The organism is Achromobacter sp. UMC46 (assembly GCF_014170335.1).
In the GTDB taxonomy this organism is placed as follows: domain Bacteria; phylum Pseudomonadota; class Gammaproteobacteria; order Burkholderiales; family Burkholderiaceae_B; genus Achromobacter.
The window spans coordinates 191,633-216,897 of sequence record NZ_LZZS01000038.1 but is presented as its reverse complement, the minus strand read 5'-3'; the positions used below and the strand labels follow the sequence as shown (position 1 = coordinate 216,897).

At 67.0% G+C, this 25,265-nt stretch carries 21 protein-coding genes and 1 tRNA gene; 5 read left to right on the top strand and 17 right to left on the bottom strand.

Annotated features, from left to right (window positions below; translation table 11 throughout):
- Nucleotides 1-111: 111 nt before the first annotated feature.
- The 3 genes from A9973_RS28250 to bfr all read left to right on the top strand — a co-directional run bounded on the left by A9973_RS28250 (nucleotide 112) and on the right by bfr (nucleotide 2,365).
- The gene (locus A9973_RS28250) at nucleotides 112-393 is read left to right on the top strand and encodes a bacterioferritin-associated ferredoxin (RefSeq protein ID WP_105559369.1); all 282 of its coding nucleotides are present in this window, start codon (nucleotides 112-114) and stop codon (nucleotides 391-393) included.
- A gap of 204 nt (nucleotides 394-597) precedes the next feature.
- A complete protein-coding gene (locus A9973_RS28245) occupies nucleotides 598-1,512 on the top strand; it encodes a DMT family transporter (RefSeq protein ID WP_183016911.1) in 915 nt (304 codons plus the stop codon).
- A 376-nt stretch (nucleotides 1,513-1,888) separates the two neighbouring features.
- On the top strand, nucleotides 1,889-2,365 hold the full coding sequence (bfr, locus tag A9973_RS28240; protein WP_183016910.1) for a bacterioferritin: 477 nt from the start codon (nucleotides 1,889-1,891) through the stop codon (nucleotides 2,363-2,365).
- Nucleotides 2,366-2,872: 507 nt separating this feature from the next.
- Here bfr and A9973_RS28235 read toward each other — a convergent pair.
- The 4 genes from A9973_RS28235 to A9973_RS28220 form a co-directional block, all read right to left on the bottom strand.
- A complete protein-coding gene (locus A9973_RS28235; protein WP_183016909.1) occupies nucleotides 2,873-3,559 on the bottom strand; it encodes a hypothetical protein in 687 nt (228 codons plus the stop codon).
- 24 nt (nucleotides 3,560-3,583) lie between these two features.
- Nucleotides 3,584-5,191 carry a peptide chain release factor 3 gene (locus tag A9973_RS28230; RefSeq protein ID WP_183016908.1) on the bottom strand — a complete coding sequence of 536 codons (1,608 nt, stop codon included), beginning with the start codon at nucleotides 5,189-5,191 and terminating at the stop codon, nucleotides 3,584-3,586.
- Between the two features lie 109 nt (nucleotides 5,192-5,300).
- On the bottom strand, nucleotides 5,301-5,930 hold the full coding sequence (locus A9973_RS28225; protein ID WP_183016907.1) for a LysE family translocator: 630 nt from the start codon (nucleotides 5,928-5,930) through the stop codon (nucleotides 5,301-5,303).
- Nucleotides 5,931-5,989: 59 nt separating this feature from the next.
- On the bottom strand, nucleotides 5,990-7,525 hold the full coding sequence (locus A9973_RS28220) for a DEAD/DEAH box helicase (protein ID WP_183016906.1): 1,536 nt from the start codon (nucleotides 7,523-7,525) through the stop codon (nucleotides 5,990-5,992).
- 304 nt (nucleotides 7,526-7,829) lie between these two features.
- On the opposite strand from A9973_RS28220, the gene A9973_RS28215 reads away from it, so the two are divergent.
- Nucleotides 7,830-9,302 carry a YdgA family protein gene (locus A9973_RS28215; RefSeq protein ID WP_183016905.1) on the top strand — a complete coding sequence of 491 codons (1,473 nt, stop codon included), beginning with the start codon at nucleotides 7,830-7,832 and terminating at the stop codon, nucleotides 9,300-9,302.
- Nucleotides 9,303-9,382: 80 nt separating this feature from the next.
- Here A9973_RS28215 and A9973_RS28210 read toward each other — a convergent pair whose 3' ends face one another.
- From A9973_RS28210 to A9973_RS28175, 8 genes are all read right to left on the bottom strand, one after another.
- Nucleotides 9,383-10,591 carry an amidohydrolase family protein gene (locus tag A9973_RS28210; protein ID WP_183016904.1) on the bottom strand — a complete coding sequence of 403 codons (1,209 nt, stop codon included), beginning with the start codon at nucleotides 10,589-10,591 and terminating at the stop codon, nucleotides 9,383-9,385.
- Between the two features lie 25 nt (nucleotides 10,592-10,616).
- On the bottom strand, nucleotides 10,617-12,347 hold the full coding sequence (locus A9973_RS28205; RefSeq protein WP_183016903.1) for an ABC transporter ATP-binding protein: 1,731 nt from the start codon (nucleotides 12,345-12,347) through the stop codon (nucleotides 10,617-10,619).
- 7 nt (nucleotides 12,348-12,354) lie between these two features.
- Complete coding sequence (locus A9973_RS28200) at nucleotides 12,355-13,281, bottom strand: ABC transporter permease (protein WP_183016902.1); 927 nt, start codon at nucleotides 13,279-13,281, stop codon at nucleotides 12,355-12,357.
- A 10-nt stretch (nucleotides 13,282-13,291) separates the two neighbouring features.
- Nucleotides 13,292-14,263, bottom strand: coding sequence for an ABC transporter permease (locus tag A9973_RS28195; protein WP_183016901.1), 972 nt, complete (start codon nucleotides 14,261-14,263; stop codon nucleotides 13,292-13,294).
- A 158-nt stretch (nucleotides 14,264-14,421) separates the two neighbouring features.
- A complete protein-coding gene (locus A9973_RS28190) occupies nucleotides 14,422-16,029 on the bottom strand; it encodes an ABC transporter substrate-binding protein (protein WP_183016900.1) in 1,608 nt (535 codons plus the stop codon).
- A 355-nt stretch (nucleotides 16,030-16,384) separates the two neighbouring features.
- The gene (locus A9973_RS28185; protein WP_183016899.1) at nucleotides 16,385-17,773 is read right to left on the bottom strand and encodes a GTPase/DUF3482 domain-containing protein; all 1,389 of its coding nucleotides are present in this window, start codon (nucleotides 17,771-17,773) and stop codon (nucleotides 16,385-16,387) included.
- Nucleotides 17,766-19,238: a DUF2868 domain-containing protein gene (locus A9973_RS28180; protein ID WP_255469326.1), complete on the bottom strand. Its 1,473-nt coding sequence runs from the start codon at nucleotides 19,236-19,238 to the stop codon at nucleotides 17,766-17,768. Before A9973_RS28180 ends, A9973_RS28185 begins: the two co-directional genes overlap by 8 nt.
- A gap of 101 nt (nucleotides 19,239-19,339) precedes the next feature.
- Nucleotides 19,340-20,230, bottom strand: coding sequence for a helix-turn-helix domain-containing protein (locus tag A9973_RS28175; RefSeq protein ID WP_183016898.1), 891 nt, complete (start codon nucleotides 20,228-20,230; stop codon nucleotides 19,340-19,342).
- Nucleotides 20,231-20,405: 175 nt separating this feature from the next.
- Between A9973_RS28175 and A9973_RS28170 the strand changes: the two genes are divergently transcribed.
- On the top strand, nucleotides 20,406-21,299 hold the full coding sequence (locus A9973_RS28170; RefSeq protein WP_183016897.1) for an EamA family transporter: 894 nt from the start codon (nucleotides 20,406-20,408) through the stop codon (nucleotides 21,297-21,299).
- A 15-nt stretch (nucleotides 21,300-21,314) separates the two neighbouring features.
- Here A9973_RS28170 and A9973_RS28165 read toward each other — a convergent pair whose 3' ends face one another.
- From A9973_RS28165 to A9973_RS28145, 5 genes are all read right to left on the bottom strand, one after another.
- Nucleotides 21,315-22,511 (bottom strand): aminotransferase class V-fold PLP-dependent enzyme, encoded by a 1,197-nt coding sequence (locus A9973_RS28165; protein WP_183016896.1) that lies wholly within the window; start codon nucleotides 22,509-22,511, stop codon nucleotides 21,315-21,317.
- An 11-nt stretch (nucleotides 22,512-22,522) separates the two neighbouring features.
- On the bottom strand, nucleotides 22,523-22,996 hold the full coding sequence (locus tag A9973_RS28160; RefSeq protein ID WP_183016895.1) for a RidA family protein: 474 nt from the start codon (nucleotides 22,994-22,996) through the stop codon (nucleotides 22,523-22,525).
- Nucleotides 22,997-23,101: 105 nt separating this feature from the next.
- Nucleotides 23,102-24,046 (bottom strand): transcriptional regulator GcvA, encoded by a 945-nt coding sequence (gene gcvA, locus A9973_RS28155; protein ID WP_183016894.1) that lies wholly within the window; start codon nucleotides 24,044-24,046, stop codon nucleotides 23,102-23,104.
- Nucleotides 24,047-24,208: 162 nt separating this feature from the next.
- A tRNA-Asn gene (locus A9973_RS28150) sits at nucleotides 24,209-24,284 on the bottom strand.
- 66 nt (nucleotides 24,285-24,350) lie between these two features.
- Nucleotides 24,351-25,145, bottom strand: coding sequence for an IclR family transcriptional regulator (locus tag A9973_RS28145; protein ID WP_183016893.1), 795 nt, complete (start codon nucleotides 25,143-25,145; stop codon nucleotides 24,351-24,353).
- Nucleotides 25,146-25,265: the final 120 nt, after the last annotated feature.

The window sequence follows — 25,265 nt, the reverse complement described above, 5'->3', positions numbered from 1 at the left end:
ATCTTTAAGAATTCGTCATTTGTTTCAACGGGTTGCACGACAAAAGTCCGTTGCAAATTTATTGGCGCGAGGGGCTTGTCATTCGTCGGATAATTTTCGATAATCATTCGCATGTACATTTGCGTATGTAATGCCATCACCGAACGCCAAGTCCGCGCCAGCGTGGACGGGGGCGCGACGACGCTGTCCGACCTGCAATTCGAGCTGGGCGTAGCCACGTGCTGCGGCTGCTGTGCGGCAACCGCCGCCGAATACCTGCCGGGCGGCCGCTGCTCCAGCGTATGCGACGTCCGTTCCATCGCCGTTCCGGTCAATGCGCCCGCCGCGCTGGTCGAATCGGGCGCGGCTGCCAACCACAGCAGCTTCCCCATCCCGCTGGTCGCCGCAGGTTAAGCATTGACCGTCTTTCCCGGCTCGCTGCCGTTCTGCAGCGGGCCGCGTCGTTTTCTTCCCGCAAGATCCCCCTCGCTTGACTGAATTCCCCTGGCCCGTGCCGCCCCTTGCTGGCGCCGGATGACGGGTTGCGTCCGGCGGTCGGCGCGCGCAGAATGCCTGCTCCACGCGGCATGCGTGGCGCCCTGCTCCCATGGAATCCCGATGAAGGCCATCACGCCTGCCGTTTCCGCCAGCCCGACCGCCAATGGCGCGCCGGGGATCAGCTGGGTGCCAATCGCCGCATTCTGCTTCTTGTGGAGTTCCGCTTTCGCGGCCGCCAAGATCGCGGTGCGGGATTGTCCGCCGCTGACGCTGCTGACGATCCGCTTCCTGATCGCCGGAGCGCTGATGCTGGGAATCGCCGCGGCCAGCCGCCAGGGGAAATGGCCCAGCGGCCGCGACCTGGCGTCGCTGATCCTGCTGGGCGTGTTGAACAATGCGCTGTATCTGGGCCTGAGCTGGACGGGGATGACCACCGTGTCGTCCGCGTTCACCGCCGTCCTGATCAGCACCAATCCCTTGCTGATCGGCGTGCTGGCCGGACCGGTGCTGGGCGAGCGCCTCTCGTGGCGCAAGCTGGCGGGCCTGTGCCTGGGGCTGGCCGGCGTGGCGTTGGTGCTGCGGTCGCGCCTGAGCGGCATGCAGGAAGACATGCACGGCACCTTGCTGGTCACGGGCGGTCTGGTGGCGCTGGTGGCGGGCACCTTGCTCTACAAGCGCCTGAAGCCGTCGGCAGGGCTGTGGGCGTCGACGGGCATCCAGTCGCTGGCTGGCGCAGTTGCGCTGTTGCCGTTCGCGCTGATGAGCGAGAGCCTGGGCGACGCGCGCCTGACCGCCAGCCTGGCGTGGAGCATGGCCTACATGATCGTGGCCGTATCGATGGGCGGCTACTACTTGTGGTTCATGATTCTTGGCCGCGCCAGCGCCACATCGGCCAGCGCGCTGCATTTCCTGATGCCGCCGCTGGGCCTGTTGTTCGGATGGCTCGCGCTGCGCGAACCGGTGTCGTGGCTGGATCTGCTGGGCATCGTTCCGATCGCCTTCGGCATCTGGTTGACCACGCGCAAAGCCGCCTGATCCGCACGCGGCCACAATCGCGTTTCGGGTTGCCGATATGCAACGCTGCGGCGTTGCGGGAATCCGGGCTGGTTTTTCCTGGTGGGCGACGCGTTCGCACGCAGGACGCGCGCGGATATCGAAAGCGATTCCGTCGCATCGCAGGCGCGCATGGCGCATAACGCCTGACTTGTGCCTGCAAGGCATCAAGTACGCATACTCATTCTCATTGGCTTGTCGCTTTCTTGTAGCGGTTCTAAAGCGGTTTACCAAATGCAGCGCAAGGCTAGGCGCGGCCCTCCGGCTGGTGGTAGTCTGCCGGGGTTGCGTACGCGCGGCATCGTGCGCTCCTTTGTCGCGATGCATTTGCGTCGCGCCTGACTGCAAGGAGTCCATTATGAAAGGCGACAAAACCGTCATCCAGTTCTTGAACAAGCAACTGACCAACGAACTGACGGCCATCAACCAATATTTCCTGCATGCCCGCATGCTGAACCATTGGGGCTTCGACAAGCTGGGCAAGCACGAGTACGAAGAATCCATCGGTGAAATGAAGCACGCGGATCGCCTGATCTCGCGCATCTTCATGCTGGATGGCCTGCCCAACCTGCAAGACCTGCATAAGCTGCTGATCGGTGAAGACGTGCCCGAACTGCTGGCCTGTGACCTGAAGCTTGAACAGGCGGCGCATGCCACCGTCGTGGAAGCGATCGCCCACTGCGAATCGGTGCGCGACTACGTCTCGCGCGATCTGTTCCAGGACATCCTGGACGACACCGAAGAGCACATCGACTACCTGGAAACGCAGATCGACCTGATCGACAAGGTCGGCATCCAGAACTACCTGCAAAGCCAGATGTCCGTGCCCGAATAAACATTCCGGCCAAAGCAATGGCGCCCCTCTCGGGGCGCCATTTTTTTTGGCCGCATAGCGTGCGCAGCGTGGGGGCTTCCTTTTGCCGCTGGGCCGCCCCAAGGCAAAAGCGCCCCCTCGGGGGGCAGCAAGCACGCGTAGCGTGCGCAGCGTGGGGGCATTCTTTTGCCGCTGGGCCGCCCCAAGGCAAAAGCGCCCCCTCGGGGGGCAGCAAGCACGCAAAGCGTGCGCAGCGTGGGGGCTTCCTTTTGCCGCTGGGCCGCCCCAAGGCAAAAGCGCCCCCTCGGGGGGGCAGCAAGCACGCAAAGCGTGCGCAGCGTGGGGGCTTCCTTTTGCCGCTGGGCCGCCCCAAGGCAAAAGCGCCCCCTCGGGGGGCAGCAAGCACGCAAAGCGTGCGCAGCGTGGGGGCTTCCTTTTGCCGCTGGGCCGCCCCAAGGCAAAAGCGCCCCCTCGGGGGGCAGCAAGCACGCAAAGCGTGCGCGGCGTGGGGGCCTTTTGTTCTTTCTTTTACTGCGGGCGGGCCGGGCATTCGGCCATGGTGCCCCAGGCGCGGTTCGGCGCACAGTACTTGTTGCGCGCGGCCCACGAGCACGACGGGCGGTCGAAGAAGCCTTGCGAGGCGCATTGGGCCAGCTCGCGCTTGAGGGCGTCTTGCCAGCCGGGGGCGCCGGGGCTAAGCGCCGTATTGGGCGGGGGCGGAGGGGCCTGCACCATTTGCGGGGTGCCATAGCCGCCTGCTTGCGTCTGGCCGCCGTTGATGGCGGTGGAGGTGCCGGGCACCTGCAAGTCCAGCGTGCTGACGTCCGACGTGCCCGAGGGCAGCGGCACTTCGGAGGCGGCTGCGATTTCGCGGGCCTGTTCCGGGGTGATGCGTTCGCGCGAGAGCTTCACGGCGGGGTCGCTGACGGTGTCGAACAGCGACACCGTGTTGACCTGCCATTCCCGGTCGGCGGGCTTGTCGGGCACGCCGAGGGTGCCGTCGATGCGGGGCTGCGGAGGCTGCGCCACATAGGGGCGCCCATTGGCGTCCAGGACGGGCTGCTGCGACGCCGCGGCGTCTTGCCCAGGAGCAGGTGCGGCGGGAGGCGCATGCGCCACCAGCCAGTCACCCAATTGAATGCCGCCCCAGGCCGACGCGCCAAGCGCGATCAGGAGCGTTGCGAATAATAAACGCCAAGACATTGCTACCCTCATCTGCCGTGCGGGACCCGAACGGGCCTACGCCTTGTCCCCGAATACCTTGCCGCCGTGTTCGCGCATTGCATGGAATTTCACTTCGGGATACAGGTCCTCGGCTACGCGCAACTGCGCAGGGGAACTGATCAAAAACGCCGCCGCATCGACCACATCATAGGCGATATGAGCCGCATTGGCATCCATGAACTTGCGCAGCGCCTTGGGGTTTTCAGACGTAATCCAACGTGCCATTGTGTAGCGCGAAGGCAGCATCCGAGCGTCCGCGCCGTACTCCGTCTTGAGGCGGTGGGCGACCACTTCGAACTGCAGCTGGCCGATCGCGCCCAGCAGCAGCGAGCCGCCGGCGGCCTCGGGGCGGAACACCTGAATGGCGCCCTCTTCGCCCAATTGGGTCAGGCCGGTGCGCAGCTGCTTGGTGCGCAGCGGGTCCTTCACTTCGACCGCCTGGAAGAGCTCGGGGGCGAAGAACGGCAGGCCCGTGAATTGCAGCGTTTCGCCTTCGGTCAGCACGTCGCCCAGTTGCAGCACGCCGTGGTTGGGAATGCCGATCACGTCGCCGGCATAGGCCTCGTCCAGCAGCTCGCGCCGCTGCGACAGGAAAGACACCACGTTATTGGGGCGCATTTCCTTGTTGGTGCGGGCGACCTTCAAGCGCATGCCGCGCTCGAAGCGGCCCGAGCTGACGCGCACGAAGGCGACGCGGTCGCGGTGCGCCGGGTCCATGTTGGCCTGCACCTTGAACACCACGCCGGTGAACTTGGGCTCTTCAGGCAGCACTTCGCGCTGCAGTGCCATGCGCGGGCCCGGGGGCGGCGCGTGGTCGACCAGCGCGTCCAGCACTTCCTGCACGCCGAAGTTGTTGATGGCCGAGCCGAAGAACACGGGGGTCTGCTTGCCGGCCAGGAACTGCTCGCGGTCGAAGGCGGGCGCCGCTTCGTTGATGAGTTCGATCTCGCCGCTGGCCTGTTCGAACGCCGAGCCGTAACGGCGGGCGATTTCGGGGTTGGCCAGGCCTTCGATGACGTCATCGTTGTCCGAACGGCGCTCTTGGCCCGGGCGGAACACGCGCATGCGGTCGCGGCGGATATCGAACACGCCGCCGAAGGCCTTGCCCATGCCCACCGGCCACGAGAACGGCACGGCGTCCATGCCCAGGTGGCCTTCGATTTCCGACAGCAGTTCCAGCGGCTCGCGCACTTCGCGGTCCATCTTGTTGATGAACGTGATGATGGGCGTGTTGCGCGCGCGGCAGACCTGCAGCAGGCGGATCGTCTGCGGTTCGACGCCGTTGGCGGCGTCGATCACCATCAGCGCGGCATCCACCGCCGTCAGCACCCGGTAGGTGTCTTCGGAGAAGTCCTGGTGGCCCGGGGTGTCGAGCAGGTTGATGACGCAGTCGCGGTATTCCATCTGCATCACCGAGGACGCCACGGAAATGCCGCGTTGCTTTTCGATTTCCATCCAGTCGGACGAGGCGTGGCGGGACGCTTTGCGCGCCTTGACGCTGCCGGCGATCTGGATCGCGCCTGCGAACAGCAACAGCTTTTCGGTCAGCGTCGTCTTGCCCGCGTCAGGGTGGGAAATGATCGCGAACGTTCGGCGCCGCGCAACTTCTTGAGGGATATTCATGGTCGGAGGATTGTACTTAACGCCGCTTGTTAGGCCGGCGCGGTCCGGCTGCTTGCATGAAAAACGCGGGGCACGCGCCGTTGCCGGCGCGTGCCCCGCGCATGGGGATTCAGGAATGGCGGCGGAACGACGCCAGGAATACGCCGGCCAGGATGAACAGCGACCCGAAGGTGCGGTTCATCCAGCGGATGTGCTTGGCGTCGCGCAGCATGCGCAGCACGCGCGCCGCCAGCAGCGTGTACACGCCCATGGCGACCAGGTCGGTGAAGGCCAGCGTGCCGGCCAGCGCCGCATACTGCGGCGTCAGCGGCAGAGCCGGGTCCACGAACTGCGGCACCACGGCCAGCAGGAACACCGTGCCCTTGGGGTTCATGGTGTTGATCAGGAATCCGCGCATGACGAGATCCCGGATCGAGGCCTGCTTGGGGTCGCCCGCATCCACCGCGACGGGCGCGGCATCCGTGCGGATCTGGCGCACGCCCAGGTAGATCAGGTAGGCCACGCCCAGGTACTTGACCACGTTGAAGGCCATTTCGGACGTGGCCAGCACCGCGCCCAACCCCACGGCCACGACGACGAACTGGAACAGGATGCCCATGATGAGGCCGGCCGTGTTCCAGTAGCCGCGTGCGAAACCGTACTTCAATCCAGAGGACATCGCGGAGATCGCGCCCGCCCCGGGTGAGAACGAAATGGCCCAGGAGGCCAGGAAGAACGTCAACCAGGTGGATAAGGGCATGATGGCGCGGGTCCTTGGATCGCAGGATTCGGGGTGGCGGTGATATTACCTGCTGCGTGTTACTTGCTGCCCAGCAACGCTGCGCGCGGGCCGCCTGCCGGACGGCCCTGGGCCGGGCGGGAAGCCCCTTCCGGACGGCGCTGGCTTTGCTGCGGGCGGCTTTCGCCGCGGCCGGCGTGGGCCGGACGGTCAGCGGGCTTGCCGTCGCGCGGACCGCCATTGCCGCGGCCTTCGCCGCCGGCACGGGCGGGGGCCGGGGCGCGGCCGCCTGCGGCGGCGCGGGGCTGGCCTTGGGCGGGACGCGAACGGCCGGCGCCGGCATTGCCGCCACCGTTGCCGCGGCCGGCGTTGCCGCCACGGCCGCCGCCGCCATTGCGGTTGCCGCCGCGCGGGCTGCGGGCGTCTTCATCGCGTTCCTGGCGCTCGAACGCGGCGGCGCTGGTGGGCGACGGGGTCCAGCCTTCGATGGGCTTGCGCTCGATCGTCTTCTTGATCAGGCGCTCGATGTCCTTCAACAGCTTGATTTCGCTGTTGTCGACCAGCGAGACCGCGGCGCCGGTGGCGCCGGCGCGGCCGGTGCGGCCGATACGGTGGACGTAGTCTTCCGGCACGTTGGGCAGTTCGAAGTTCACGACCTGCGGCAACTGGTCGATGTCCAGGCCGCGGGCGGCGATGTCGGTCGCGACCAGCACCGTTACGGTGCTGTCCTTGAAGCCGGCCAGCGCGCGGGTGCGGGCCGACTGGCTCTTGTTGCCGTGGATCGCGGCGGCGGTCAGGCCGTCCTTGACCAGCTTTTCAGCCAGGCGGTTGGCGCCGTGCTTGGTGCGCGTGAACACCAGCACCTGGTGCCAGCCGCTTTCGCGGATGATGTGGCTGATCAGGTCGCGCTTGTGGTGCTGTTCCACCATGTGCACCGTCTGGGTGACCAGTTCGGTGGCGGTATTGCGCGGAGTGACCGAGACTTCGCCCGGGTTGTTCAGGACGCCGCGCGCCAGCGTGCGGATCTCTTCGGAGAACGTGGCCGAGAACAGCAGGTTCTGGCGTTGCTTGGGCAGCAGTGCGAGAATCTTGCGGATGTCGCGGATGAAGCCCATGTCCAGCATGCGGTCGGCTTCGTCCAGCACCAGGATTTCCACGCCCGACAGGTCTACCGTCTTCTGGCCGCAGTGGTCCAGCAGGCGGCCCGGGGTGGCCACCAGGATGTCCAGCGGCTTGCGCAGCGCGGAGATCTGGGGGTTGATATTGACGCCGCCGAACATCACCATGGACGTCAGCGAGGTGTACTTGCCGTAGGTCTGCACCGATTCCGCGACCTGCGCGGTCAGCTCACGCGTCGGGGTCAGGATCAGGCAGCGGGGGCGGCCGGGCTTGCGCAGTTCCGGCTTCTGCTGCATCAGCAGGTGCAGGATCGGCAGCGTGAAGCCGGCGGTCTTGCCGGTGCCGGTCTGTGCGGCGGCCAGCAGGTCGCCGCCTTTCAGCACTTGCGGAATGGCTTGGGCTTGAATGGGGGTGGGTGCGGTGTAGCCGGTATCGGCAATGGCGCGCAACAGGGAATCAGCCAGCCCGAGGTCGGCAAAAAGGGAAGAGGTAGTCAAAACAACTCCAGCGGCAGCCCGTCGCTCAAGTTGAGAGACTCCAATCCAGGCGGACGAATAAGGAGAAAAGGGAAGCGCCCTGATGGGCGAAGCTTGGCAGCGAAGGGCCTAGCGGACGTGTGCAGATTGGCAAAGCACACGGCGTGATTGTAGCTGATGTGGCTCCGCAGCACCGGTGGAATTTTCGCGATGCAGTATCACCAAGTAACATATTGCATCGCCTATGCACGAAATAAGTGTTTTCCCTAGGCGGCACTCCCTATAATCCGTGCGCTTATATCCATTTGAAGAATAAAGGATCTCTATGAAGAAGTCGGCATTAGTGGGTGTCGTTGTTGTCCTGGGCGCGGTGTGGACCGGCACGGCCTGGTACACGGGCCAGAAGGCCGAGGACTTCGTGAACCAGTCGATCGCGACCGCCAATGACAGCCTGAAGACGTTCAGCGACAAGTGGGGCATCGCCTCCAAGGTCGAACTGGTGTCGTTCGAGCGCGGCGTGTTCTCGTCCACCGCGCGCTACCGTGTGAAGTTCACCCCGCCCGCCGCCGAAGGCAAGCCGGCCGAAGAGCGCGATGTGCTGTTCGTCGAGCACCTGAGCCACGGCCCCCTGCCCCTGTCCAACCTGAAGACCGGCGCCTTCATGCCGGCCATGGTGGCCAGCGACTTCGCGCTGGAAGAGACCCCGGCCGTCAAGGAATGGTTCGCCGCCGCCAAGGGCGCCACGCCGCTGACCGGCCACTACAGCGTCAGCTACGCCAAGAACATCACGGGCAAGTTCAACCTGGCCCCGGTGGAAGTGGCCAAGGGCGACACGAACCTGAGCTTCTCGGGCATGACCGGCAACGTCGAGTACGCCACGGGCACGAAGCACGGCGTGTACGACCTGAAGACGGACAAGCTGGTGCTGTCCGGCCAGTCGGACAACAGCGACATCGTCAGCATGGCCCTGCAGGGCATCACGCTGACCAGCGACATGACGCCGGCGTCCAACGGCATGTACGTGGGCAGCCAGAAGGTGACGTTCAAGGATTGGACGATCACGTCCAAGGAAAAGCCGCCTGTCCAGTTCAAGGACACCACGATCGCCGTCGACGTGACGGAAGCCAATTCGCTCATGGGCGCCAAGATGGCTCTCGACTTTGGCATGATCAACGTGCAGGCCAAGGACATGGCGGGCATGAAGCTGGCCATCGACGTGCAGAAGCTGGACTCCAAGGCGTTCAAGGCGCTGAACGACGTCTACGAAGCCGCTTCGCGCCGCATGGTGCAAAGCAAGGGTGAAGAGCAGTCGCCCCAGTTCACGCCGGAAGAGCAGCAGATCGTCAAGACCAACGTCGAACTGCTGCTGGCCGGCAACCCGACGCTGGCGGTGTCGCCGCTGGAAGTGCGTACGGCCAACGGCACGTCCACGTTCAACCTGAACCTGGATCTGGCCAAGCCGGCTTCGATGGACGGCGCGTTCGCGGATACGCTGACGCAAGCGGTGCGCAAGCTGGACGCCAAGCTGGTGCTGTCCAAGGGCAACCTGACCGACCTGATGGCCATCGAGCCGCAGACGCGCGGCGTGCCGGCCGAGCAAGCCGCGCAGACCGCCAAGGGCCAGGCCGAAATGGTCGGCACCATGGCGGCCGCGATGGGCATGGCCAAGATCGAGAACAACAACATCGTCTCGTACCTGAACTACGCCGACGGCCAGGTCGACTTCAACGGCAAGAAGATGCCGGTCGAGCAGTTCCTGATGATGGTCATGAGCGGCGCGATGGGTGGCGCGCGCTAAGGCGCGGGCACGTCAAGCCACGCAACGGTAAAAGCCGCCGCGCCGATGGGCGCGGCGGCTTTTTTTATTGCCGCAGTGTTTCAGAACGGCAAGGCGCCCGCCGCAAGTTCGCCGTTGCGCAGCACCGCCACATGGAAGCGCCTGTCGGCCGCCTTCAAGATGTCTTGCGTCGGGTCGCCCTGCACCAGCAGCAGGTCGGCGATCTTGCCGTCGGCGACGGCGCCGTGCTGGTCCATGCCCATCAGGTCATGGCCGCGGGACGTGCCGGCGATCAGCGCGTCCACCGGCGTCATGCCGAACTCCACCATGTAGGCCAGCTCCATGGCGTTTTCGCCGTGCAGGTTGAACGGCGTGCCGGCGTCCGTACCCATCGCGATCCGGCCGCCGGCCTTGTAGTACATCTGGAACGATTCGCGGTGGCGCTGTTCCACCGCGCGCGCCTTTTCCACCGCGTAGGCGGGAATGCCGTTGTCGGCGTTGGCGATGATGTTGCGCACCGCGGCGATGGTGGGCACCAGGTACGTCTGGGCCTCCAGCATTTCGCGCAGGCAGTCGTCGTCCATGAAGATGCCGTGCTCGATCGAATCGATGCCGGCGCGCACCGCGTTCAGGATGCCTTGCGTGCCTTGGGCGTGGCTGGCCGTGCTTTTGCGGAAGCGCTTGGCTTCGTGCACGCCCGCCTTCAGTTCGTCGAAGCTGTAGTGCGCGTCCATTGGGCTGACGCCGGGCGTCATGACGCCGCCGGTCGCCATGATCTTCACGAGGTCGCAGCCGGCGTGCACCTGTTCGCGCACCGCCTTCACCACGTCGTCACAGCCGTCGGCGATGCGGCCGATGCGGTTGCCGTGGCCGCCCGTCATGCAGATGATGCGTCCCGACGCCTTGATGGTGGGGCCGGGGAACACGCCGCGCGCGATCGCGTCGCGCACGCCGAATTCCAGATAGTCTTTGCCGCCGCAGTCGCGCAACGCCGTGACGCCGCCGCGCAGGCTGGCCTGGGCGTTCTCCAGCGCGGTCAGCGTGATCTGGGCAGGGCCCTGTTTGCTCAACTGCGCATTGGGGTCGGCGCCGCCGGTGTAGACCAGGTGGACGTGGCAGTCCGCCAGGCTGGGCATCAGGGTCATGCCGGCCGTGTTGACCCGCGCGCCGGCGTAGCCGTCGAATTCGCCCGCTGGCGCCACGCGTGCCACCCGCTGGCCTTCGACCAGCACGCCGTGGCCCTGCAGCGTCTTGCCTTCGCCGTCGAATACCTGTCCGCCGATGAAGAGGGTCTGTCGTGTCGCCGTCATGTCTCGCTCCGGTTGCGCTCGGGTGTCAGCCTTCCACCACGTCCAGCCCTTCGCGGGACATGGATTGCAGGCGGGGCATCAGGCCAAGCAGGTGTTGGCTATAGGGGTGTTGCGGGTGGTCGAACAGGCTTTCCGTTTCGGCCACTTCCAGCAGTTCGCCGTAGCGCATCACGCCGACGCGGTCGCACATCTGGCGGATCACCGGCAGGTCGTGGCTGATGAACAGCATGGTCAGGCCGAGTTCTTCCTGCAGGTCTTTCAGCAGGTTCAGGATCTGCGCCTGGATGGACACGTCGAGCGCGGAGGTGGGTTCGTCGCAGATCAGGAAGCGCGGGCGCGTGGCCAGTGCGCGGGCGATGCAGATGCGCTGGCGCTGGCCGCCCGAGAACTCGTGCGGGAAGCGCTCGGCCGCCCGGTCGCCCAGGCCCACCACGTCCAGCAGGTCGGCCACGATGCGGCGGGCCTCGGCCTCGCTTGCCGCCAGCTTGTGGAAGCGGATGGGTTCGGCCACGATGTCCAGCACGCGCATGCGCGGGTTGAGCGACGAGAACGGATCCTGGAAGATCATCTGGATCTGGCGCCGGAACGGATTGAGCTGCTTTTCGCCCTTGAGCGCGGTCAGGTCCGTGCCGCCGAACGTGACCGACCCTTCCGATGGCGTGTACAGCCCCGAGATCAGCCGCGCCACGGTGGACTTGCCGGAGCCGGATTCGCCCACCAGTCCGAAGACCTCGCCTTCGCCGATCGAGAAGTTCACGCGCTTGACCGCGTCCAGCGTGCGCTGGTTGCGCTTGAAGAGCGCGCTCTTGAGCACGAAGCGCATGGACAGGTCACGCACCTGCACCAGCGGGCCTTCGGTATGCGCGCCGAAGTCGCGCCGCTGGCCCAGCCAGTGCGTAGCCAGGTCCAGCGGCTGCGACGGCGTCTTCACGTCTTCGATGTAGGTGACCAGCGGAAAGCGCTTGAGCTTGATGTCAGGGCGCGGCACGGCCGAGATCAGGCTGCGGGTGTAGGGGTGGTCGGGGTCACCCAGGATCTTGGCGGTGGGGCCTTGTTCGACGAGCTTGCCGTGATACAGCACCGCCACGCGGTCGGTCACGTCCGCGATCACGCCCATGTCGTGCGTGATGATGATCATGCCGACCTGTTCCTCGCGGCACAGCTTCTTCAGGAGGTCGAGGATCTGCGCCTGGATGGAGACATCCAGCGCGGTGGTGGGTTCGTCGGCGATGATGACTTCGGGCTCGCAGCACAGCGCCAGCGCGATCACCACGCGTTGCCGCATGCCGCCGGAGAACTGGTGCGGGTATTGCTGCACGCGCAGTTCGGGCTGGTCGATGCCGACCTGAACCAGCAACTGCACCGCGCGCTTCTTGGCTTCGGCATGCGACAGGTTCAGATGCACCTGCATGGTTTCGACCAGCTGGCTTTCCACCGTCTGCAAGGGGTCCAGCGAGGTCAGCGGATCCTGGAAGATCATGCCGATGCGGCGTCCGCGCACTTTGCGTTTCTGCGCCGGCGTCAGCGTGTCGATGCGTTCGCCGTTCAGCAGCACCGAGCCGCCAGCCAGCCGCCCGGGCGCTTCCAGCAAGCCGATCACCGCGTTGCCGATGGTGGACTTGCCCGCGCCGGATTCGCCGACCACGCCCAGGATCTCGCCTTTTTCCAGGGACAGCGATACGCCGTCCACTGCCACCAGCGTGCCGCGGCGGCTGGGGAATTCGATGCGGATGTCTTCAATGTTCAACAGGGCCATGACGTCCTCAGCGCAGCTTGGGGTTGAGCGCGTCGCGCAGCCAGTCGCCCAGCAGGTTGACCGATAGCACCAGCGCCACCAGCGCAATGCCGGGGAAGATCGATATCCACCACATGCCCGAGAACAGGTAGCTGTTGCCGATGCGGATCAGCGTGCCCAGCGATGGCGATGTGACCGGCACGCCCACGCCCAGGAACGACAGCGTGGCTTCGGTGATGATGGCGATCGCCAGGTGGATGGTGGCGATCACCAGCACCGGGCCCATGACGTTGGGCAGGATGTGGCGGCGCAGGATGGTGATGGGGCCGATGCCGATGAGGCGCGCGGCCTGCACGTATTCCTTGTTGCGCTCCACCAGGGTCGAGCCGCGCACGGTGCGTGCGTATTGCACCCAGCCCGAGATGCCGATGGCGAAGATCAGCACATACAGCGCCAGCTGGTCGTGCATGTCGCGCGGCAAGAGGCCGCGCGCCACGCCGTCGATCAGCAGCGCGACGAGGATGGCGGGAAACGACAGCTGCACGTCCGCGATGCGCATGATGAAACTGTCGATGCGCCCGCCGGCGTAGCCGCTGATAAGGCCGAGCGTCACGCCCAGCACCATCGAGAACAGCACCGAGGCGAAGCCGACCAGCAGCGATACGCGCGACCCGTACAGCACGGCCGACAGGATGTCGCGGCCCTGGTCATCGGTGCCCAGCAGGAAGTCGGGGCTGCCGCCCTCTTCCCAGGCCGGCGGCGTGTTGGCGTCCATGATGCTGAGCGACGCCAGGTCGAAGGGGTTGTGCGGCGCGACGACGGGCGCGAACAGCGCGCCCAGCAGGATGGCCAGCGTGACGGCCGCCGCCGCGATGGCGCCGGGCGACCGCTTGAAGCTGTGCCACAGGTCGCTATCGGCGGCGCGGGCGAAAAAGGGAGCGATGCGAGCAATCATGTTGAATCCCTTATTTGCTCTGCACGCGCAGACGGGGGTCGACGGCGAAATACAGCAGGTCGACGACCAGATTGATGACGACGAACATGAACGCGATCAGCACCAGATAGGCGGCCATCACCGGGATGTCCACCATGCTGATCGCCTGGATGAACAACAGTCCCATGCCGGGCCACTGGAACACCGTTTCCGTGATGATGGCGAAAGCGATGATCGACCCCAGCTGCAGCCCGGTGATGGTGATGACGGGCACCAGCGTGTTCTTCAAGGCATGGCGGAAATTGATCAGGCGTTCCGGCAGGCCGCGGGCGCGCGCGAACTTGATGAAGTCGGCGCGCAGCACCTCCAGCATCTCGGCGCGCACCAGGCGCATGATGAGCGTCATCTGGAACAGCGCCAGCGTGATGGCCGGCATGATCAGCGCCAGCCAGCCCGACTTGGTCAGGAAGCCGGTCGTCCACCATCCCAGGCTGACGACGTCGCCGCGCCCGAAGCTGGGCAGCCATCGCAGCTGCACGCCGAACACCAGGATCAGCAGGATGCCGATCAGGAACGTGGGCAGGGAGATGCCGGCCAGCGAGATCGCCATGAAGGCCTTGGACAGGATGCCGTGCCGCTTGAGCGCGGTGTAGATGCCCATGGGGATGCCGAGGGCCAGCGCCATCACGGCGGACACGAACGACAGTTCCAGCGTGGCGGGCATGCGCTCTTCAAGCAGTTCGCTGACGGGCCGGCGCTGGCGGTACGAGATGCCGAAATCGCCCTGCACCGCATTGCCGACGAAGCGCGCGAACTGCACCACGAAGGGATCGTCCAGGCCGAGTTCGACGCGCAGCTGCGCGCGTTGTTCAGGCGTGGTGTCCTGGCCGACCATGCTGGCGATCGGGTCGCCCACATAGCGGAACATGGAGAACGCGATCAGCGCCACCGTCAACATCACCAGCACCGACTGGATAAGCCGTTGCGCAATAAAGGAAAGCATTATCGGGTGCCCTCGTTTGCAGATAACGCCGGGCCGCGCGTCCGTTGATGACGGGAAGCGGGGCTGGGCCGGGCGCGCCCGGGCGGATCTCGCCGCCCGGGGCTCACATCGTCAGTCAATCGCCGCAAGGGGTTGCGGCAACGCGCTACGGCAAGGGTTTACGGCAACACCACGTCGCGCAGGTCGAGCACGTCGTCGGCGCGCTGGATGACCTTGATGTTGTCCTTCACGCCCCAGGACATCGGCTGCTGGTGCAGCGGCAGATAGCCGAAGTCCGTGCGCACGATCTCGAAGGCTTCCTTGATCATGGCATTGCGCTTGGTCTGATCGGTTTCGACGCCGATCTTGTTGGTCAGGTCGTCGACCTTTTTGTTGCAGTAGCCGCCCAGGTTGAACTGGCCGGCCGCCGTCTTGGCATCGCGGCAGGCCGCCAGGTTCAGCAGCGCGTTGTGCGCATCGGTAGAGCTGGGCGTCCATCCCAGCATGTACATGCTGGTCTGGTTGCCCGCCTGCAGCAGGATCTTGCCGAAGTACTTGGACTTGGTCTGCGCCAGCAGGTTGATCTTGATGCCGACGCGGGCCAGCATGCCGGCGACCGCCTGGCAGACCTTTTCGTCGTTGACGTAGCGGTCGTTCGGGCAGTCCATCGTGACCGTGAAGCCCTTGGGGTAGCCCGCTTCGGCCAGCAGCTTCTTGGCGCGTTCGGGGTCGGGCTTGTACGGCGCGCCGTAGGAATCGGAATAGCCGTTGATGGCGGTGGCCACCAGCGAGCCCAGCGGCTTGGCCGCGCCGCGCATGATCTTCTCGTTGATGGCCTTGGTGTCGACGGCCAGCACGACGGCTTCGCGCACCTTGGCGTCCTTGAAGGGGTTCTTGCCCTTCACGTCCGAGAACAGCAGTTCGTCGCGGTCCTGGTCCATGCCGATGAAGATGGCGCGCGCTTCCGGCGCGGTCAGCGGCTTGACGCCCTTGGCGTCCTCCAGGCGCTTCCAGTCTTGCACCGGCACGGGCTGCACCAGGTCCATTTCGCCGGAGATCAGCGCGGCCACGCGGGTGGCTTCCTGCGTGATCGGCTGGAAGATGACTTCGTCGACGTTGGTCTTGATGCCCTTGTTCCAGTAGCCGTCATAGCGCTTGAGCACCGTCTTCACGTCGGGCTGGCGCGAGACCAGCATGAAGGGGCCGGTGCCGTTGGCGTTCAGGTTGGCGTAGTTGCCCTGGTTGTCGCCCTTGACGTTGGTGGCCTCGGTGGTCTTGTTCTTCTCGGCCCACGTCTTGCTCATGATGTACAGGAACACCCATTCGCGCGGCAGGATGGGGTTGGGCGTGGGGGTGATGACTTCGATGGTGTAGTCGTCCACCTTCTTGATGTCGGAGGCCTTGGCGCCGTAGCCCTTCATGTCGGAGCCGGGCGTCAGGCTGCGCTTCCACGAAAAGATCACGTCGTCCGCGGTGAAAGGCGAACCGTCATGGAACTTGACGCCCTTGCGCAGCTTGAACACCCATTTGGTCGGCTCGGGGTTTTCCCAGCTTTCGGCCAGCAGCGGGGTGAGTTTCAGATTGCCGTCGTAGCCGGCCAGGGTCTCGTAGATGTTGCCCTGGAAACCCAGCGTGAAGGTTTCGTTCAAGGCCATCGGATCCATCGAGGTGGCGTCGCCTTGATAGGACCAATGGAACGTCTTGGCGGCCGCGCCGGCGCTGAAGGCCAGCGATGCCGCAACAGCAGCCGCCAGCGCAGCTTGCTTCAGGTGGGGAAAAGTACGCATAGCCCTCATGCTCCGTGTGGTGCGCGGATCGCGCGACAGAAGTGACAGGGCCCCGGCCCCATCGGGATCCGGGGCATGGCGTTGCTGCTTACGACGAAAGACGGCGCGGGGACGGGTGGCGCGTGGCGCGGACTGCGCACGGGCCATTGAGGGCGATGCCGGGAATCACTGCCGAAGACTTCGACTTCACGATAGACCCAACCCCTTGTGAATGTCATGGCGGGGACGGACCGCGCCGATGCAGAACGAATCTTATAGATCCATTCGTTTAAGCGTCAATCGGTTTGGATTGGGGTTAGTACTTGCTTGCCGCCGGCGTTGAATGGTGCGTTCAAGGCCTGGGGCGGCGAAGGGGTCAGGCGTCTGGCCGAGGCGTGGCGGCAAGGGTTTGCGCCAACGCGTGGACGATGCGCTTTCTGCGGTCGCTGTCTTCGTAGTGCTTGCCCAGCGCCGACCATTCCGGGCGGCTGCGCGCCTCTTTCAGCGCGTCGGGCAACGGGCCCTTCTGCCAGGCTTCGTCATCCGGAAGGGCTAGTTTCAATGGTTCGCGCGCGGCATGGCCGCGGCGCTCCAGCGCGTCGATCAACTGGCGCTGGCGCAGGGCCAGCAAGCGCAGCACGGCGTCGTCCACGCTGATCTCGCGCCATCCCCGCAGTTTGCCGGCGACGCGCTTGCCCAGCTTTTCGACGCCCTGCCACAATCCGCCGGCGGCCGCGCCGATCAGCATGCCGGTGCCCAGGCTGAGGCCCGCGCTGAACAGGTCCACCGCCGCGCCCGCCATCGCGCCGGCGGCCACGCCCATGCCCACTTGCACGCCCATGTCTTTCAGCGCCTGCGGATGGAACAGGTCCATGCCCCAGCGTTCGCCTTGCAGCGGCAGCGCGTCGTCGGAAATATCGGACGGGCGGAAGTTGTAGAGCGCCAGCAAGGCGTTCACGCAGGTCTGTTCGCGTTGGCGGACCTGATCGCGCAACTGGTTCGACGTGGCGGCCAGCGCGGCCTCGTCGCTGGCGCTGGACAAGTGCAGCGCCGCGACGTCGACAAGCAGGTCGGCCAGCAGTTCGTAGGCGGCGGCGTGGCGCGCGCGGCGTTGCGCGGACAGGCTGCCGGACAGCCGGGCCAGGGCGTCCGCGTGCCGGTCCAGCAGCACGCCCAGTTTGGCGTACAGCTGCTGTTCGCCGTCCAGCGGGGGCGCGACGGTATCGAACTCCACCACCGCGTGCAGGCCCAGCCGCGCCATCGCGCCACGCCACTCGTCGGCGCGGTGGGCGGGCGCGTTCACGAAATTCAGCACCGGCAGCAGGGGCCGGCCGCAAGCGGCCAGGATGGAGAGTTCGTCGCGATGCTTGCCCAGCACGGGGTCGCGGGCGTCGATCACGTACAGCGCGGCGTCGCAGTCCAGCATCTTCGTCAGGACGCGGGCCTCCTGTTCGTAGCGGCCGTGCGCTTCGGGGGTGTCCAGGAAGCGGCGGATGCGGGCCGGGCCGTCCAGCCGTTCCTCGGGGCCGCCCAGCCGTTCCAGGTATTCCAGCAGCGCGATGCTGTCTTCCATCCCCGGCGTGTCGAACCATTCCAGCACGGCGCGGCCTTCCAGGCGCAGCCGCGCGCCTTCGACGTGGCGCGTGGTGCCGGGCCGGTCGGCGACGTCACCGAATGCGGTGTCGCGCGTGAGGGTGCGCAGCAGCGAGGTCTTGCCGGTGTTGGTGTGGCCCACCACCGCGATCTTGATCACGTCGTCAGCCATTGCCGGACTCCAGCCACGCCAGGGGCGCGGTGGGAGTTTGCAGGATGGCGTCGGCGGCCAGGCCCAGAGCCAGCAGCCGTTCGCGCCACAAGGCGGCGCGCGCGCCGGCGCCGGAGGCCGCGTCGGAGCCAGTGCCGGAGCCCGAGTCGGAGGCTGGCGCCGTGATGAGCCAGACGCGAGTCGCCTGCGCGTGGGCGGACAGTTCGGCGATCAGGGACAGGGTGCCGCGGTCGGGCGTCTGGCGGGCGTCGCAGGCGATCAGCAGGCGCGAGGCCGCGGCCTGGGCCAGCGCGTCGAGCACGCGGTTGCGCTCTTCGCGGGTGTCCAGGTTGCCGGCCAGCTGGATGCCCGCAGGGATACCGGCGGGCGGCCAGGCCAGGTCCGCGGGCAATTCCAGACCCAGCAGCACGGGCTGCCCGGCAAGGCCGGCCAGAGAGGGCGCGCCCACGCGGGGTTCGTGCAGCGGGTCCACGGGGCGGTCGATGCCGAGGGATTGGGCCGGGGGTTCAAGGCGGTCGCGCAGCGGCGCAAAGCCGGCCAGCGAGGGGTCGATGCGCAAACGGCGCAGGGCGCGCAGCGCGGCGGCCACGCAGAGTGCGCCCGCCAGCAGGCGCGGCAGGATGCCGTAGGCCACCAATACGCCGATCAGCCACAGCGACCACTGCACCTGCGCGTCGGCGGACAGCGTCTGCGCGCCGTCGCTGGCGCGGATGACGGCGGCGTCCGGCATCGGGAAGCTCAGATGCGCGGGCAGCCAGCCGATGGCCTGCGTCAGCCAGACGAAGGTGTCGGGGGCCAGTAGCGTGGTGGCCCAGATGAAGCGGTAGCTGGCCGTGGACAGCACCGTCAGCAAGGCCGCCAGCGCGGCGCACAGGGCCGTCAGCCACAACAGATGGCTGATGGCCCCGAAGAGCCAGCGCAAGGCGCCTGCGCGCGCCAGGAGGTTCAGGAAGGCCTGCGGCACCAAGGCGCCGTCGGGGCCGCGCGATAGCTTGCGGGTGGCCCACAGCCAGAGACGGCCCAGCCCAGTCACGGCCGATGGCCGGAGAAGAAAGCTGGCCAGCCACAGCAGGAAGGTCAGCGCATGCAGCCCGAGCAAGGCGCCCAGCGCCCAGAGCACGTTGACGGGGCGCGACCCGTCGCCCAGCGCGCCCAGAGCCACGCCGATGCCGGATATCAGGGCCAGCGCGAACAACAGGGCCAGGATGCCGCGCGCGTGGCGGCGCCAGGCATCGACCATCGGGGTGAGGTTTTCGCGCTGCGCCAGCAGGTCGGCGCGCGCCAGGATGCGCGCGGGCAGGCCGGCGTCCAGCTGCCGCACGCGGCGGACGGCGTCGGCGTCGTCCAGTGGGCCCCAGTGTGTTTCGCGCAGGCGGATGAGTTCGGCCAGCCAGTGCGCGCGCAGCGGGTGCGGGGCGGCGGGGCCGGCCAGGAATTCGGAATCGCGAGAGGGCGAAGGCGGCATCGCGTCGGGGCAAGCGCGGTCGGACCGCGGTGTCGGGCCGCTAAGGGCGATGCGCCATTGTAGACCGCGCGGGTCGGGAAACGGGGCCGGACGGGCGCCGTTCAGTGGCGGCGGCGGGCGCTACGGTACTGGCCGGGCGTGACGCCGACGGCGTCGCGGAACACCCGCGACAAGTGGCTGGCGTTGCCGAAGCCGCTGGCCTGCGCGATGCCGGCCAGGTCGCCCTTGCCGGCCGCCAGCAGGCTGCGGGCGTGCGCCAGGCGGCGTCCGCGCACCCAGGCATGCGGCGGTTCGCCGAACGAGGTGTGGAACATGCGCGCGAAATGGTAGGTGGACAGCGCGGCGATGCCCGCCAGCTGGTCCAGCGTCAGGGGCTCGTGCAAGTGCGCATCCACGTAGTCCATGATGCGCCGGCGCACGGCGGGCGCCAGGCCGCCGCGGGCGGGCGGCGTGGCCTTGCGGGCCACGCCCTGGTTCAGCAGATGGTGCAGCACGGTTTCCGCCGCGCTGCTGGCCGCCAGCCGGTCCGCCGGCTGCGCCCAGTCGGTGCCCAGCAACTGGCGGCACACATCGATCAGCGAGTCGTCCTGGATGTAGGTGCGGTCGCGCAGTTCCAGCGTGCGGGGCTCGCAGTCCAGCCGCATGACGGCTTCGCGCGCCAGCCGTTCGGGCGCGATGTACAGGTGCAGGAAATGCACGGTGTCGTTCATGCACCAGCGCGAATAGTGTTCGGCCGGCAGCACGCAGAACTTGCCGGCGCCGCCGTGCAGCGTGTCGTGCCCGACGCGGAACGACTTGTCGCCGCCGTGCAGGTACAGGGACAGCGTGTGGTGGCCGGGCATGTCGTAGCCCAGGGTCTCGTTGGCGCTGCGGCCCCATTGCGAAATGGCCATGCCTTCGCCAAGCGGCGAGGCGCGTTCCAGCGTGGCGGTGGAGCGAGACAGTGTGCGGAAGACGGAGAAATCGGCCGGGGCCGAGGCGATGGTGCCCATAGGACTGGAATGCTACTGCGATCTCGCGCGTGCCGCGTGCGCGACCCCGCAAAAACCGCAAGAACCGGCAATCCCGCAGCGAGGCGGCGGCGCACACTCGCGGCCAATGGATCTGCCGCTTGGCCCGCCGTCCGGCCGGTCCGTATCGCGTCCCCTTTTTTCTGCCCATCGCATCGTGAATCTCTTCCTGTATTTCCTGACCGTCGTCATTTGGGGCACCACCTGGATCGCCATCAAGCTGCAACTGGGCGTGGTGGCCATTCCCGTGTCCATCTTCTACCGCTTCGCGCTGGCCGGCCTGGTGCTGTTCGCCGCCTTGCTGCTGACCCGCAAATTGCAGAAGCTGGACCGGCGCGGCCATTGGCTCTGCGTGGGCCAGGGCCTTTGCCTGTTCTGCCTGAACTTCCTGTGCTTCTACACCGCGACGCAATGGATCCCCAGCGGGCTGGTGTCGGTGGTGTTTTCCGCCGCGACGCTGTGGAACGCGCTGAACGCCCGGCTGTGGTTCGGCACCCGCGTCGCGTCGCGCGTGATGCTGGCCGGAGGGATCGGGTTTTCGGGCCTGGTGCTGCTGTTCTGGCCCGAGCTCGTCAGCCAGCAGGCCAGCCACGAAACGCTGTTGGGGCTGGGCTTTGCATTGCTGGGCACGTTCTGTTTTTCCACCGGCAACATGCTGTCGTCGATGCAGCAGCGCGCGGGCATCCGGCCGCTGACGGGCAACGCCTACAGCATGCTGTACGGCGCGGCGATCCTGCTGACGGGTTGCGTGGCGGCGGGCCTGCCATTCCAGTTTGATTCGTCGCCGTCCTATGTCGGCGCCCTGCTCTACCTGGCCATTCCCGGGTCGGTGATCGGCTTTACCGCCTATCTGACGCTGGTCGGCCGCATGGGGCCGGCGCGCGCCGCCTATTGCACGGTGCTGTTCCCCGTGGTGGCGCTTAGCGTGTCGACGGTGGCCGAGGGCTACCAGTGGACGCCGGCGGCCTTTGCCGGCCTGGCGCTGGTGATGTTCGGCAACCTGCTCGTCTTCACGAAATGGTCCCCGTTCATGCGGCGCGCAGCGGCCTGAGGCCGCTGCCGCGGCCTATCGCGCCAGTTGCCGCAGCGCGCCCAGCAAGCGGGCGGTTTCGTCGCTGCGGGTCAGATAGCTGACCGAGGCGCGTGCGATCTGCGTCAGGCCGCGCGCCTGCATGTCCAGCGGCGTGTAGGGTACGCCGTTGCTGCCGATGGTGATGCCCTCGGCCGCCAGCGCGCGTTGCACCGCGCCCGCGTCGTGGCCGGCCACATTGAAGGACACCAGGCCGGACAATTCCCGGCCTTGATCCAGCACGGTGATGCCCGGGATGGCCGCGAGTTCGGCGCGCAGGGACGTGGCGTTCGCATCAATGGTGGCACGGATGGCGGGAAGCCCGATATCCAGCGCTTCCTGCAGGGCATTGGCCAGGCCGCAGCGCAGCGCCAGCGAGTTCTCGGCGGATTCCAGGCGGGCGGCGTCGGGCCGCAACCGGGGCTGGCCGTCTTCGCCCAGCGGGGCCGAATGGGTGTCCACGAAAGCAGGCGTGAGCGCGTCCAGGAAGTCGCGCCGCACATACAGCAGGCCCGTGCCGCGAGGGCCGCGCAAGGCCTTGCGGCCGGCACCGCTCAAGACATCGCAGCCGATCTCGGCCACATCCACGGGCAGTTGACCCACCGCTTGCGCGGCGTCCACGAAATACGGAATGCCATGCTGCCGCGCCACGTGTCCGACGGCGGCGGCGGGATTGATCAGGCCGCCGTTGGCGGGCAGCCAGGTCAGCGCGATCAGGCGCACGCGCTCGTCCAGCATGCTGGCCAGCGCGTCGGCGTCCACGCAGCCGCTGTCGTCCGACGGGATGGTTTCCAGCACCGCGCCGGCGCGTTCCGCGCGCAGCCGCATGGCCGCCAGATTGCCGCCCCATTCGTGGCGGCCGACCAGGATGCGGTCGCCGGGGCGCCAAGGCGCAAGCGCCGCGAAAGCCGCGCCCCAGCCGGGGGAATTGCCGGTGGTGAGAGCGATCTCTTCCGGTTGCGCGTTCAGCAACCGGGCCGCCAGCGTGCGGGCGTTTTCCGTCAGTTCGCGCGAGGCCACGCCGGCCTCCATCGGACCCTGCGCGGCTTCGCGCTGCAGATGGGCGTAGATCGCTTCCAACGTGCCGGCAGACGGCAACGACGAGCCGGCGTGGTTGAAGTGGACACTGGTTTGCGCGCCGGGCGTGCGGGCGCGCAACGCGTCGATGGCGTCTGGGGTCAGAGGGGCTGGCATGGCAGAGGCGCTCAGGCGGGTGTCAAGGCGATGACGGCTTCGATTTCCACCGACACGCCTTGGGGCAGCGACGCCACGCCGACGGCGCTGCGCGCATGGCGGCCGGCATCGCCGAACACCTCCACCATCAGGTCGGACGCGCCGTTGGCGATGGCGCTCTGGCGGTTGAAGTCGGGCGTGCTGGCCACGAAGACGCCCAGGCGCACGACGCGCGCCACGCGGTCCAGGCGGTCACCGGTGGCGGCGGCGATCTGCGACAGGATGCCCAGGCCGGACAACTTGGCGGCTTCGACGCCATCGGCATCGGACACCTGGTTGCCCAACTGGCCCAGATAGCGCGGCTTGCCGCCCTGGCGCGAGATCTGGCCCGAGATGGTGAGCAGGTTGCCTTCCAGGACGAACGGCACGTAGTTGGCGGCGGGGGCGGCGGCGGCTTCCAGGGCGTAGCCCAGTTCGGCCACGCGGCCGGAGATGGTGCGGGTCATGTCGATTCACCTGCAAAAGGGGTTAGCGAAAAGGGGCAAGCTTTGATGCTATCGGCCGCGGCGGCGCCTGACCAATCAATTCTTGCCTTTTGCGCATGAGTAAAACTAATGCGTGCCGAGGCTGCCGGGGGCCGTGTCCGCGGAGTCCGTCGCTTCCGACGCGGCGCGGGCCAGCCAGTCGTGCAAGGCCTGCGCCGCGGGCGGCAACGCGCCGCGCGGGGCGACGAACCACCAGCCGATGCGGGGATCTTCCAGCACCGTGCCGGGCAAGGCGTCCACCAGCGCGCCGCTGGCCAGGTGCGGAGCGATCAGCCGATGCCGTCCCATGGCCAGGCCCTGGCCGGCCAGCGCGGCCTCGACGACGATGTTGTAGTCGTGCAGGTGCACGGTCTGGGCGCGGCCCAAGTCCATGCCGAAGCGCCGCGACCAGGCGTCCCATTCAAAGGGCTGTTTGGCGTGCGAGGCGAGCAACGGGTGGCGCAACAGGTCGTCCGCCGTGCGCGGACGCTTGCGGCCGGCGACGAGGCCGGGCGCGCACACGACAGACAGCCGTTCGGCCATCAGCAGCCGGGACGCGACGCCGGGCCAGCCGCCGCGCCCATAGCGGATCGCCACGTCCACTTCGCCGCCCGCCACGTCGGCCAGGCCGATGTCGGTTTGCAACTGCAGGTCGATGTCCGGGTGCGCGGCGGCGAACGCCGGCAGGCGCGGGGCCAGCCAGCGCGTGGCGAACGACGCCAGTAATCCGACCTTGAGCGTGGTGCGCGCCGTGTCCGGCGCGCGGATGGCGTCGGTGCCCTGGCGCAGCAATTCAAAGGCGGCATGCACCTGTTCGAAATAGGCCTGCCCCGCGGGCGTCAGCGCCACGGCGCGCGTGCGCCGTTCGAAGAGCGCCACGCCCAGTTCGCTTTCCAGCCGCTGGATGTGATAGCTGACCGCGCTCTGCGTGACGAAAAGCTCTTGGGCCGCCAGCGAAAAGCTCAAGCGCCGCGCCGCCGCTTCGAAGGCGCGCAGAGAGACGAGGGCAGGCAGGGATCGCGTGGAACGCATGGGGGCGGGTGGCGGAAAGCGTCGGGACCGGATGCGCGTCATCCTACGCGTTGTGGACCGCAATGCAAAAAGCCCGCAAACACGTTGCGGGCTTTTTTAAGGGTACTGCGGGTAGTGCTTGTCCTGCTTGCCGTGCGGATGAACATTGCACGGCTGAATTCTTGGCTCCCCGAGCTGGGCTCGAACCAGCGACCTGCGGATTAACAGTCCGTCGCTCTACCGACTGAGCTATCGGGGAACAGGTAGAGGGGCCGAATTATGCACAAAAAATCGGAAGAATGCAAAACGGCCGGAAAAATTTTGTTCAGGCTTGTTGGATCGCCTGCGCCGTGCGGAACAGCTGCGGCACGATATCGCTCAGCAAGCGGTCGATGGGATAGTCGTGGCGCGACGCCCTCACGCTGATCGAGGCCAACGGCGCGTCCCGCGCGTCGCGCAACAGCACTGCCGCGCCCACCTGGTTTTGCAGCACCTGGTCTTCGGTCAGCGCATAGCCGTCTTCGCGGGCCTGACGGACGAGCGCCAGCAAGGCTTCCGGGTCCACCACCGTGCGCGGCGTGAACGCGCGCGGCGGCGCGCGCCGCAGCGCTTCGCGGATCGCGCCGTCGTCCTGCGCAGTCAGCAGCATGCGCCCGCCGCTGTTGCACCAGGCGGGCATGCGGCGGCCCGGCAACATTTCGGCCAGGGTCATTTGCCGGCTGGGCAGGCGCAGCAGATAGATCATGTCGGCGCCGGCCAGCACGCTCATGTGCACCGCCAGGCCGCAGCGGTCGCGCAGCGCCACCAGATGCGGCGCGGCCATGGACACCAGCCGGTCGCTGCGCAGGAAAAAGTAGCTCAGCTCCACGACGCGGGGCCCCAGCCGGTAGCGGCGCGAGGCCGCATCCTTGACCAGGTAGCCCAGGCGCTCCCACGTGTGGATGAAACGCTGCGTGGCGCTTTTTCCCAAACCCGTGATCGTGGCGATATCGGTCAGGCCCAGCGAGTCCGACGCGTCGCGGAACGCGTCCAGCACCCGCATGCCCTTTTCCAGCGACGCGACGAACAGCGGGTCGTCGGCATCGGCGGAGGCGGTAACGGGGGGCGGGGGTGTCGTCATGGAGGTCCGGGCCGGGCGGCGGTCGCGTCAGGGGATAGCGCTAGTTTCCCCGAATTGTCCGGGGGCGGAATACCCACTATAAAGTAGATTATTCAATACTTTATATCGCATAGCAATACA

Excerpts from the sequence above, each read along its gene's own strand:
- A9973_RS28145 (WP_183016893.1), bottom strand. The coding sequence starts at position 25,145 with ATGACGACACCCCCGCCCCCCGTTACCGCCTCCGCCGATGCCGACGAC.
- A9973_RS28225 (WP_183016907.1), bottom strand. The coding sequence starts at position 5,930 with ATGCCCTTATCCACCTGGTTGACGTTCTTCCTGGCCTCCTGGGCCATT.
- A9973_RS28245 (WP_183016911.1), top strand. The coding sequence starts at position 598 with ATGAAGGCCATCACGCCTGCCGTTTCCGCCAGCCCGACCGCCAATGGC.
- A9973_RS28230 (WP_183016908.1), bottom strand. The coding sequence starts at position 5,191 with ATGAATATCCCTCAAGAAGTTGCGCGGCGCCGAACGTTCGCGATCATT.
- A9973_RS28195 (WP_183016901.1), bottom strand. The coding sequence starts at position 14,263 with ATGCTTTCCTTTATTGCGCAACGGCTTATCCAGTCGGTGCTGGTGATG.
- A9973_RS28250 (WP_105559369.1), top strand. The coding sequence starts at position 112 with ATGTACATTTGCGTATGTAATGCCATCACCGAACGCCAAGTCCGCGCC.
- A9973_RS28215 (WP_183016905.1), top strand. The coding sequence starts at position 7,830 with ATGAAGAAGTCGGCATTAGTGGGTGTCGTTGTTGTCCTGGGCGCGGTG.
- A9973_RS28165 (WP_183016896.1), bottom strand. The coding sequence starts at position 22,511 with ATGCCAGCCCCTCTGACCCCAGACGCCATCGACGCGTTGCGCGCCCGC.
- A9973_RS28210 (WP_183016904.1), bottom strand. The coding sequence starts at position 10,591 with ATGACGGCGACACGACAGACCCTCTTCATCGGCGGACAGGTATTCGAC.
- gcvA (WP_183016894.1), bottom strand. The coding sequence starts at position 24,046 with ATGCGTTCCACGCGATCCCTGCCTGCCCTCGTCTCTCTGCGCGCCTTC.
- A9973_RS28190 (WP_183016900.1), bottom strand. The coding sequence starts at position 16,029 with ATGCGTACTTTTCCCCACCTGAAGCAAGCTGCGCTGGCGGCTGCTGTT.
- A9973_RS28175 (WP_183016898.1), bottom strand. The coding sequence starts at position 20,230 with ATGGGCACCATCGCCTCGGCCCCGGCCGATTTCTCCGTCTTCCGCACA.
- A9973_RS28235 (WP_183016909.1), bottom strand. The coding sequence starts at position 3,559 with ATGAGGGTAGCAATGTCTTGGCGTTTATTATTCGCAACGCTCCTGATC.
- A9973_RS28180 (WP_255469326.1), bottom strand. The coding sequence starts at position 19,238 with ATGCCGCCTTCGCCCTCTCGCGATTCCGAATTCCTGGCCGGCCCCGCC.
- A9973_RS28160 (WP_183016895.1), bottom strand. The coding sequence starts at position 22,996 with ATGACCCGCACCATCTCCGGCCGCGTGGCCGAACTGGGCTACGCCCTG.
- A9973_RS28185 (WP_183016899.1), bottom strand. The coding sequence starts at position 17,773 with ATGGCTGACGACGTGATCAAGATCGCGGTGGTGGGCCACACCAACACC.
- bfr (WP_183016910.1), top strand. The coding sequence starts at position 1,889 with ATGAAAGGCGACAAAACCGTCATCCAGTTCTTGAACAAGCAACTGACC.
- A9973_RS28205 (WP_183016903.1), bottom strand. The coding sequence starts at position 12,347 with ATGGCCCTGTTGAACATTGAAGACATCCGCATCGAATTCCCCAGCCGC.
- A9973_RS28200 (WP_183016902.1), bottom strand. The coding sequence starts at position 13,281 with ATGATTGCTCGCATCGCTCCCTTTTTCGCCCGCGCCGCCGATAGCGAC.